This is a genomic window from Actinomadura logoneensis (assembly GCF_003428695.1).
GTDB lineage: Bacteria > Actinomycetota > Actinomycetes > Streptosporangiales > Streptosporangiaceae > Spirillospora > Spirillospora logoneensis.
The window spans coordinates 1-7,899 of the sequence record NZ_QURH01000940.1; the positions used below are offsets into that span (position 1 = coordinate 1).

5 protein-coding genes are annotated in these 7,899 nt (G+C 73.5%); 4 read left to right on the top strand and 1 reads right to left on the bottom strand.

From position 1 onward, the window contains the following. On the bottom strand, positions 1 to 587 hold a 587-nt coding region (locus DZF91_RS31730), incomplete at its 3' end, for a hemerythrin domain-containing protein (protein ID WP_147341485.1). Between the two features lie 423 nt (positions 588 to 1,010). Between DZF91_RS31730 and DZF91_RS31735 the strand changes: the two genes are divergently transcribed. The 4 genes from DZF91_RS31735 to narI are packed head-to-tail and all read left to right on the top strand — an operon-like array spanning position 1,011 to position 7,892. Beyond that, on the top strand, positions 1,011 to 4,709 hold the full coding sequence (locus DZF91_RS31735) for a nitrate reductase subunit alpha (RefSeq protein ID WP_117360749.1): 3,699 nt from the start codon (positions 1,011 to 1,013) through the stop codon (positions 4,707 to 4,709). 2 nt (positions 4,710 to 4,711) lie between these two features. After that, positions 4,712 to 6,256, top strand: a complete 1,545-nt coding sequence (narH, locus tag DZF91_RS31740) for a nitrate reductase subunit beta (RefSeq protein ID WP_117360750.1) — start codon at positions 4,712 to 4,714, stop codon at positions 6,254 to 6,256. After that, positions 6,253 to 7,113 carry a nitrate reductase molybdenum cofactor assembly chaperone gene (gene narJ / locus DZF91_RS31745; protein ID WP_117360751.1) on the top strand — a complete coding sequence of 287 codons (861 nt, stop codon included), beginning with the start codon at positions 6,253 to 6,255 and terminating at the stop codon, positions 7,111 to 7,113. Before narH ends, narJ begins: the two co-directional genes overlap by 4 nt. Beyond that, entirely contained in the window at positions 7,110 to 7,892 is a 783-nt protein-coding gene (gene narI / locus DZF91_RS31750) for a respiratory nitrate reductase subunit gamma (protein WP_117360752.1), read from the top strand. The genes narJ and narI overlap by 4 nt, the downstream gene beginning before the upstream one ends. Positions 7,893 to 7,899 lie beyond the last annotated feature (7 nt).

Here is a 7,899-nt window from a genome sequence, read left to right on the forward strand (position 1 = left end):
CAGCCGCCCGTCCCCCCGCCCCGCGCCTCCGCCGCGCCGCCGGCCTCGGAGTCCCCGCCGGTCGCGGCGTCCTCCTCGTCGCCGTGGCCCGCGGCGCGCCGGGCGTCCGCGAACCGGCGGTGCGTCTCGGCGAGCAGTCCGGCCAGCGAGACCGAGGACGCGGCGGCGAGCAGCGGCAGCAGGATGTCGTTCTCCTTGGCCGCGTGCTCCTCGAAGAGCACCTGGAGGGCCCGCGCGTCGGGCGCGGCCTCCACCGGGCCGGGCGCGTCGCGCAGGGCGTCCACGAGCGCGGTGAGGCGGCGGTGCTCGCCGAGCATGCTCTCCACCAGCAGCCGCGCGTCGGGCAGGCGGTGGGCCACGGGGTAGAGCGCCGCCTCCTCGGCCGCCGCGTGCGGCAGCAGCGCGCGGTCGCAGAAGACGACGAGGTTCGCGTGGATCGTCTCGGCGGCGTTGGGATCCCAGTCCACGGCCGTGATCAGGGTCTTCACGCGTCCGGCCAGTTCACCGGCCAGCCGGGCGTGGTGCGCCCGCGCGTCTTCGAGGGCCCTGGCGTCCTCGGGGGCCGAGGCGAGGGTGAGCACGCTCATTCGCGTCTCCAGCGGTTCGGGTCCGGTATGGACGGCATGTCCGGTGTGGACGGTGCCACCTGGCACGGACGGCGCGTCCGGTGTGAACGGCGCGTCCGGTGGGACTGCGCGTCCGGCCGCGAGGGGCGGCCGGACGCGCGACCGGACCGCGGGCCGTCCCGCCCGCCCGCACCGTCACCTGAGGCGGCGGGCGGCCGGGGGAATGGTCGTCCGGTAGGAGCGGGACGCGGTCGGGCGGAGCGGCCCCGCGGTTCGGTCGGTGCCCAGCATGCGCCCTCCGCGGACCCGCGCTCCTGTGCCGACCGGGCCCCGGCGGGAGGGCCGTTGGTCCCTGAAACGACCCTCCGGATAGGGACGTAAGGTCATCCGGGAGGGACCTCCCGCCTCAGGTTTTCCGGCGCGGCGAGTTCTAGCGTTCCGGTCATGGAGAACGATCAGAACGCACGGCACCAGGCGTCGCGCGCCGGGGACGGCTGGCCGCTCGGCGCCCGCAGGCTGCTGACGCGCCGTGAGGTGTCGGCCGACGGCCGCGCCGTGTTCGGGGACGGCGACCCGAAGTGGGAGAGCTTCTACCGGGACCGGTGGGCGCACGACAAGGTGGTGCGCTCCACCCACGGCGTCAACTGCACCGGGTCCTGCTCGTGGATGGTGTACGTCAAGGACGGCATCATCACCTGGGAGCACCAGGCCACCGACTACCCGTCCATCGGCGCCGACTGCCCCGAGTACGAGCCCCGCGGCTGCCCGCGCGGCGCCTCGTTCTCCTGGTACACCTACTCGCCGAGCCGGGTCCGGTACCCCTACGTGCGCGGCGAGCTGCTGAAGATGTGGCGCGAGGCCCGGGGCCGCCTCGGCGACCCGGTCGCCGCGTGGGCGGAGATCACCGGCGACCCCGCCAAGGCGTCCGCCTACAAGCGCGCCCGGGGCAAGGGCGGCCTGGTGCGCGCCGACTGGGACGAGGTCAACGAGCTGGTCGCCGCCGCCCACGTGCACACGGTCAAGCGGTACGGCCCGGACCGCGTCGCGGGCTTCTCGCCCATCCCGGCGATGTCGATGGCGTCGTTCGCCGCGGGCGCCCGGTTCATGTCGCTGATCGGCGGCACCCTGCTGTCGTTCTACGACTGGTACGCCGACCTGCCGGTCGCGTCCCCGCAGGTCTTCGGCGACCAGACCGACGTGCCCGAGGCCGCGGACTGGTGGAACGCGGGCTACCTGGTCATGTGGGGCTCCAACATCCCGGTGACCCGCACGCCCGACGCGCACTTCCTCACCGAGAGCCGCTACAACGGCACCAAGATCGTCGCGGTCAGCCCCGACTACGCCGACAACGTCAAGCACGCCGACGAGTGGCTGGCCCCGCACCCCGGCACCGACGGCGCGCTGGCGATGGCCATGGGCCACGTGATCCTGCGCGAGTTCCTGGTCGACCGCCAGGTGCCGTACTTCCAGGACTACCTGCGCCGGTTCACCGACGCCCCGTTCCTGGTGACGCTGCGCGAGCACGAGCGCGGCCTGGTCCCGGACGGCTTCCTCACCGCCGCCGACCTCGGCGAGGACACCGAGAACGCCGGCTCCAAGACCGTCCTGCTGGACGCGGCGACCGGCGAGCCCGTCGTGCCGAACGGCTCCCTCGGCTTCCGCTGGGGGAAGACCGGCGCCGGCCGCTGGAACCTCGACCTGGGCGACACCACCCCCGAGCTGAGCCTGCTGGAGCGCGCCGAGGACACGGTCGCCGTGGCGCTGCCCCGCTTCGACGAGGGCGCCACCGAGGGCGGCTCGGTCATGGTGCGCGGCGTGCCCGTGCGGCGGATCGGCGGACGCCTGGTCACCACCGTCTTCGACCTGATGCTGGCGCAGTACGGCGTCGCCCGGCCGGGTCTGCCGGGCGACTGGCCGTCGTCCTACGAGGACGCGTCGGAGCCCTACACCCCCGCCTGGCAGGAGACCATCACCTCCGTCCCGGCCAGGCAGGCGGCCCGGATCGCGCGGGAGTTCGCCCGCAACGCCGAGCGCACCCGCGGCCGGTCGATGATCGCGATGGGCGCGGGCACCAACCACTGGTTCCACTCCGACACGATCTACCGCGCGTTCCTGGCGCTCACCACGATGACCGGCTGCCAGGGCGTCAACGGCGGCGGCTGGGCGCACTACGTCGGCCAGGAGAAGGTCCGCCCGATCACCGGCTTCCAGCACCTGGCGTTCGCCTTCGACTGGCAGCGCCCCACCCGGCACATGGCGGGCACCTCCTACTGGTACCTGAACTCCGACCAGTGGCGGTACGAGGCGTTCGGCCCCGACGAGCTGGCGTCCCCGCTCGGCAACGGCCGCTTCGCGGGCCAGGGGTTCGCCGACTGCCTCGCCCAGGCCGTCCGGCTCGGCTGGACGCCCGGCCACGCCGGCTTCAACCGCAACCCGCTGGACCTGGCGGACGAGGCCGCCGCGGCGGGCCGTCCGGTCGCCGAGCACATCGTCGACGAGCTCAAGGCCGGCCGGCTGCGGTTCGCCGCCGAGGACCCCGACGACCCGGCGAACTTCCCCCGCGTCCTCACCGTCTGGCGGGCCAACCTGCTCGGCTCGTCCGGCAAGGGCAACGAGTACTTCCTGCGCCACCTGCTGGGCACCGACGCGGCCGTCCGGTCCGCCGAGACCCCGCCCGAGGCCCGCCCGAAGGAGGTGGTGTGGCGGGACGAGGCGCCCGAGGGCAAGCTCGACCTGCTCGTCACCATGGACTTCCGGATGACCTCCACCGGGCTGCTCTCCGACGTCGTCCTGCCCGCCGCGACCTGGTACGAGAAGGACGACCTGTCCAGCACGGACATGCACCCCTTCGTGCACGCCTTCACCCCGGCGATCGCCCCGCCCTGGCAGGCCCGCACCGACTACGACACCTTCCTCGGCCTCGCCGACCGGTTCAGCGAGCTGGCCGCCGAGCACCTGGGCGCCCGCACCGACGTCCTCGCCGTGCCGCTCACCCACGACACCCCGGACGAGCTCGCCCAGCCGGGCGGCGTCGTGCGGGACTGGAAGAGGGGCGAGTGCGAGCCCGTCCCCGGCCGGACCATGCCGAAGCTGGTCGTCGTCGAACGCGACTACGCCGCGACCGCGCAGAAGATGCGCGCGATCGGCCCGCTGTTCGACACCCTCGGCACCACCACCAAGGGCGTCACCGTCCACCCGGACCAGGAGCTGGACGCCCTGCGGCACCGCTGCGGAACGGTCCGGGACGGGATCGCCGCCGGACGCCCCTCACTGGCCACCGCGTCCGACATGTGCGAGGCGATCCTCGCGCTGTCCGGCACCACCAACGGCCGGCTCGCCACCGAGGGCTTCCGCGAGCTGGAGCGGCAGACCGGCAGCGAGGGCCTGGTGGAGCTGTCCGCCGAGCGCGAGGCCGACCGGATCACCTTCGCCGACACCCGCACCCAGCCGCGCTCGGTGATGACGTCCTACGAGTGGTCGGGCTCGGAGACCGGCGGACGGCGCTACTCGCCCTTCGTCATCAACACCGAGCACAAGAAGCCCTGGCACACCCTCACCGGAAGGCAGCACTTCTTCGTCCAGCACGACTGGATGGCCGAGCTCGGCGAGCAGCTCCCGGTGTACCGGCCGCCGCTGAACACGCCCCGCCACTACGGCGACGAGCACCTGCACGAGGGCGGCCGGGCGGAGGTCACCGTCCGCTACCTGACCCCGCACTCCAAGTGGTCGATCCACTCGAACTACCAGGACAACAAGTTCATGCTCGACCTGTCCCGCGGCGGGCCGGTGATCTGGATGTCCACCGCCGACGCCGAGCGGATCGGCGTGAGGGACAACGAGTGGATCGAGGCGTACAACCGCAACGGCGTCGTCGCCGCCCGCGCCGTGGTCACGCACCGCATGCCCGAGGGCACCGTGTACATGTACCACGCGCAGGACCGCAACGTGAACGTGCCGAAGACCGAGATCAGCGGCAGGCGCGGCGGCATGCACAACTCCCTGACCCGGCTGCTGCTCAAGCCGACCCACCTGGCGGGCGGCTACGCCCAGTTCACCTACGCCTTCAACTACTACGGCCCGACCGGCAACCAGCGCGACGAGGTCACCGTCATCCGCCGCCGCGACCAGCAAGTGGAGTACTGAACATGCGCGTCATGGCACAGATCGCGATGGTGATGAACCTCGACAAGTGCATCGGCTGCCACACCTGCTCGGTCACCTGCAAGCAGACGTGGACCAACCGGCCCGGTGTCGAGTACGCCTGGTTCAACAACGTCGAGACCAAGCCCGGCGTCGGCTACCCGCGCCGCTACGAGGACCAGGAGCACTGGAAGGGCGGGTGGATGCTCGACAGGCGCGGACGGCTCGTCCTGCGCTCCGGCGGACGCGGCAGGCGCCTGCTGTCGATCTTCTCCAACCCGCACCTGCCGTCCCTGGAGGACTACTACGAGCCCGTCACCTACGACTACGACAACCTCGTCAACGCCCCGGCGGGCAAGGACATGCCGGTCGCCCGCCCCCGCTCCGTCCTCACCGGCGAGCCCACCGACATCACCTGGGGCGCCAACTGGGAGGACGGCCTGGGCGGCGCGCCCGAGAACGCGGGCGGCGACCCCAACCTGACGGGGGAGTGGGCCGAGAAGGTCAAGTTCGAGTACGAGCAGTCCTTCCTGTTCCACCTGCCCCGCCTCTGCGAGCACTGCCTCAACCCGGCCTGCGTCTCGGCCTGCCCGTCCGGCGCCATGTACAAGCGGGTCGAGGACGGGATCGTCCTGGTCGACCAGGACGCCTGCCGCGGCTGGCGGATGTGCGTCACCGCCTGCCCCTACAAGAAGGTGTACGTCAACCACGCCACCGGCAAGGCCGAGAAGTGCACCTTCTGCTTCCCGCGCATCGAGGCCGGGCAGCCCACCGTGTGCTCGGAGACCTGCGTCGGGCGGCTGCGCTACCTCGGCCTGCTGCTGTACGACGCCGACCGCGTCGGCGAGGCCGCCGCGACCCCCGACCCCAAGGACCTGCTCGACGCCCAGCGCGGCGTCTTCCTCGACCCGCGCGACCCCGAGGTGATCGCCGCGGCGCGCGCGGCCGGCATCCCCGGCGACTGGCTGGACGCGGCCCGCCGCTCCCCGGTGTACGACCTGGTCATGCGGTACAAGGTGGCGCTGCCGCTGCACCCGGAGTACCGGACGCTGCCGATGGTCTGGTACGTGCCGCCGCTGTCGCCCGTCCTCGACGCCGTGGACGCGGCGGGCGGCGACCAGGACGACCCCGACCACGTGTTCGCCGCCGTCAGCCGGCTGCGCATCCCGCTGGAGTACCTGGCCGAGCTGTTCACCGCCGGGGACGCCGACGTCGTCGGCGGCGTGCTGATGAAGCTCAGCGCGCTGCGCTCGTACATGCGCGGGGTGAACCTCGGCGAGGCGGGTGACGAGGTCCTGCTGAAGGCCGTCGGCCTCACCGCCGACGAGGCGCGCGACATGCACCGGCTCCTCGCCGTCGCCAAGTACGCCGACCGGTACGTCGTCCCGGCCGCGCACAAGGAGGACGCCGCCGCGCTGACCGCGATGGAGAACCGCTGCCCGGTCGAGTCGTCCGGCGGGCCGGACGACGCCGGCGGGCGGCGGGTCATGCTCGGCGTCCCCACCCTGCGCCGCCGCGGCGCCGACCACCCCGAGGGAGGCCGTCCATGAGCCCGCTGCCCCTGCCGACCCCCGTCTTCCGCGACCCGGACCGGGACACCGCCCGCCGCGCGGTCGAGGCCGTCCCCGAGCCGGACGAGACGCGCACCCTGCTGCTGCGGCTGTGCTCGCTCATGCTCCAGTACCCGGACGCCGAGCTCACCGCGGCCCGGGAAGTGCTCCGGGACGCCGTAGAAGGGCTGCCCGCGTCGTCCGCCGCCGAGCACCTGGCGGAGTTCACCGCCTGGCTCGTGGCCCAGGAGCCGGACGCGCTGGAGCGGCACTACGTCGAGATGTTCGACCTGCGCCGCAAGAGCAGCCTCTACCTCACCTACTACATGCACGGCGACACCCGCCGCCGCGGCATGGCCCTGCTCACGCTCAACCAGCGCTACCGGGCCGCCGGGTGGGACACCGACGGCGGCGAGCTGCCCGACCACCTGCCCGTCGTGCTGGAGTTCGCCGCCCTCGCGGGACCGGGCCCCGGCGAGGCGCCGCTGCGGCAGCACCGGCGCGGGCTGGAGCTGATCCACCGCGCGCTGACCGACTCCGGATCCCCCTACCGGCACGTCCTGGCGGCGCTGCTCACCCTGCTGCCGCCGTCCACCGACGCCGACCGCGAGGCGGTGGCCCGGCTCGTCGCCGAGGGCCCGCCGAACGAGGACGTCGGGCTCGACCCGTACGGCACCTACGGCGCCGGGGAGTTCGCCCCGCCCGGCACCTTCGTCCCGCCCCTGCCCGCCCCGCCCACCCGTGTGTCCACCACCCCACCCAGCGGTGTGTCCGCCACCCCGCCCAGCGGTGTGTCCGCCACCCCGCCCACCCACGAGCCGCCCGTCCCGGACGGCCGTCCGGAAGGTCCCCGATGAACGCCGCACCCACCCCACTGGCCGCCGCGTCCACCAGCGGAGCCGACCTCCTGCTGTGGGTCGCCGTTCCGTACGTCTGCCTCGCCGTGTTCGCGGTCGGGCACGTCTGGCGCTACCGCCAGGACCAGTTCGGCTGGACGTCCCGCACCAGCCAGCTCCTGGAGCACCGGTGGCTGCGCTGGGGGAGCCCGCTGTTCCACATCGGCGCCTTCATGGTGATCGGCGGCCACGTGGTCGGCCTGGTCGTCCCCGACTCGTGGACCGAGGCCGCCGGGATCAGCGAGCACGCCTACCACCTCACCGCCGTCACGGCCGGGTCGGTCGCGGGCGTCACGATGGTCGCCGGGCTCGGCATGCTGTGCGCCCGGCGGCTGCTGACCCGCCGGATCCGGCTCGGCACCGACCGCAGCGACAAGCTCCTGTTCCCGCTGCTGGCGGCCACCGTCCTGCTGGGCATCGCCGCCACCGCCGCGCACAACGTGTTCGGCCCCGGCTACGACTACCGGGAGACCGTCTCGGTCTGGTTCCGCGGCCTGTTCGCCCTCCAGCCCAAGCCGGAGGCCATGTCCGGCGCGCCGCTGCTGTTCCGGCTGCACGCCCTGACCGCCTGCCTGCTCTTCGCGGCCTGGCCGTTCACCCGGCTGGTGCACGTGTGGAGCGCTCCGATCGGCTACCTGGCCCGGCCCTACCTGGTCTACCGCCGGCGCGGCGCCCCCGCCGTGGCGCGGGCCGCGGCGGGGCACCGCCGTCCCGCCTCGGGCTCCCGCCGCTCCGCCTGACCGGGGC

What these genes read in the sequence shown, in the direction of transcription:
- DZF91_RS31735 (WP_117360749.1), top strand. Translation starts at nt 1,011, where the DNA reads ATGGAGAACGATCAGAACGCACGGCACCAGGCGTCGCGCGCCGGGGAC.
- narH (WP_117360750.1), top strand. Translation starts at nt 4,712, where the DNA reads ATGCGCGTCATGGCACAGATCGCGATGGTGATGAACCTCGACAAGTGC.
- narJ (WP_117360751.1), top strand. Translation starts at nt 6,253, where the DNA reads ATGAGCCCGCTGCCCCTGCCGACCCCCGTCTTCCGCGACCCGGACCGG.
- narI (WP_117360752.1), top strand. Translation starts at nt 7,110, where the DNA reads ATGAACGCCGCACCCACCCCACTGGCCGCCGCGTCCACCAGCGGAGCC.